We start from the raw sequence: 1,492 nt of genomic DNA on the forward strand, positions 1-1,492 counted from the left end.
TAGGATATTTTCCTAGTCATAATGAAATTATACTTTTAAATATTTGTTTTAAAATATTTGAATAAATAAGGATTAATTTTAAATCTAAAATATCCTAAAAGATAATTTTTTTTTTCTATTTTGTAAACCTCTTTAAGTTTGTTGGTCATTAAATTATATACCAATGCGATTCTATCATTGTTTCCATCTCCCTCATATGAATGCCAAGTTTCTTTTTCTTTTCTAGAAAAAAAAACTGCTCTATTTGGTTTCCAATCAATAATTGTTTTATTTGAACCTTTCTTATCACTATAAAAAATTGTGCCAGAATTTTTTTTTGGATGAAGGTAAATAACACCAGATAGTAATTTATTAGGTGTATCATCATGAATTGGAAATTTACTATTTTTTTTTGTTTTTATGATTGTAAAATCTGAATAATCATAAAGACCAGTTTTTTCTGGGCATATTTCTTTTAAGATATTCATGGCTTTTAAAAAATAATTCTTATGAATTTTTCTTAAGAAATTTTGATCTATTGATGAGTTTATAATCATGTCATCATTTATTTCGTTATGATAAACTTTAAATTCATTCTCAAGATCTGTATCTTGGTGTAAAGTGCACAAATAATCAAAGTCTTCTTTGTTTAAAAAGTTATCAAGAATTTTAATAGAATAGTTTAATTTATTCATCTTAATCTTTAAAAACTACAGCTATAAACTTTCTTTGATTGTTAGAGCAATTATCTTTGGAATTTAAACGTTTAAAAATTAATTCTAATTTAATTAACTTTTGATCTGCTAAAATTTTAAGTGTTTCATATGATGCAAGAGAATTATACATTCTGTCTGATTTTGAAATTTCTAAATTTAAAAAAACATCATCACATAAAATTATTCCTTTGTCATTTATTAATTTTAATGAGTTGATAATATCAATACAAACTACAGGATAACCATGAGCACCATCAATCCATATTAAGTCATACTTTTTGTTATGATTTATTAACTCAATTGAGTTAATTTGATTAAAAATAATATTATTCGATTTTGCTAATGTCTCATCTCTTTTTTTGATAAATGTCTCTATTTGGCCACTTCGTTGATATGAATCTCTAAAATTAAAATTGTCACTTGGTAAATCTATAGTTTCTATTTCAGCTTTAGGAAAAATCTTTGACAATAATAAAGAATTATAGCCATCAAAAGTGCCTATTTCTAAAATTTTATGAATTTTATAATTATTATTGATTGCAATAGATGAAAATAAAATTTCATGTTCAGATGACATTGATCTTTGTATTTTCAAGTCGAATTTTTCTTTGATTGATTGAAGTTTTTCAATTCCAGAACTTCTGTTTAAGTTTATTTTTTTAAAAATATTGTTTTGTTTTTCCTCATATTCACTTTTGTTGTATTTTTTTAGATCAATTAAAAATTTAATTTTTTCTTGGATTCTTTTTGGAATTTTAAATACAGGAGTTACATATGTTAAAAATTTATTCATAAAT

Annotated in this window: 2 protein-coding genes; both read right to left on the minus strand. The window is 22.5% G+C overall.

Going from position 1 to position 1,492, the window contains the following annotated elements:
* Window positions 1-35 precede the first annotated feature (35 nt).
* On the minus strand, window positions 36-674 hold the full coding sequence (locus ACTT83_RS06470) for a hypothetical protein (RefSeq protein WP_440919264.1): 639 nt from the start codon (window positions 672-674) through the stop codon (window positions 36-38).
* 1 nt (window position 675) lies between these two features.
* A partial coding sequence (locus ACTT83_RS06475; RefSeq protein WP_440919265.1) for a class I SAM-dependent methyltransferase occupies window positions 676-1,492 on the minus strand: 817 nt, incomplete at its 5' end.

Source organism: Candidatus Pelagibacter sp. (assembly GCF_052049775.1).
GTDB lineage: Bacteria > Pseudomonadota > Alphaproteobacteria > Pelagibacterales > Pelagibacteraceae > Pelagibacter.

Bases quoted from the DNA above. Each gene is read 5' to 3' on its own strand.
- ACTT83_RS06470 (WP_440919264.1), bottom strand. From the start codon at position 674: ATGAATAAATTAAACTATTCTATTAAAATTCTTGATAACTTTTTAAAC.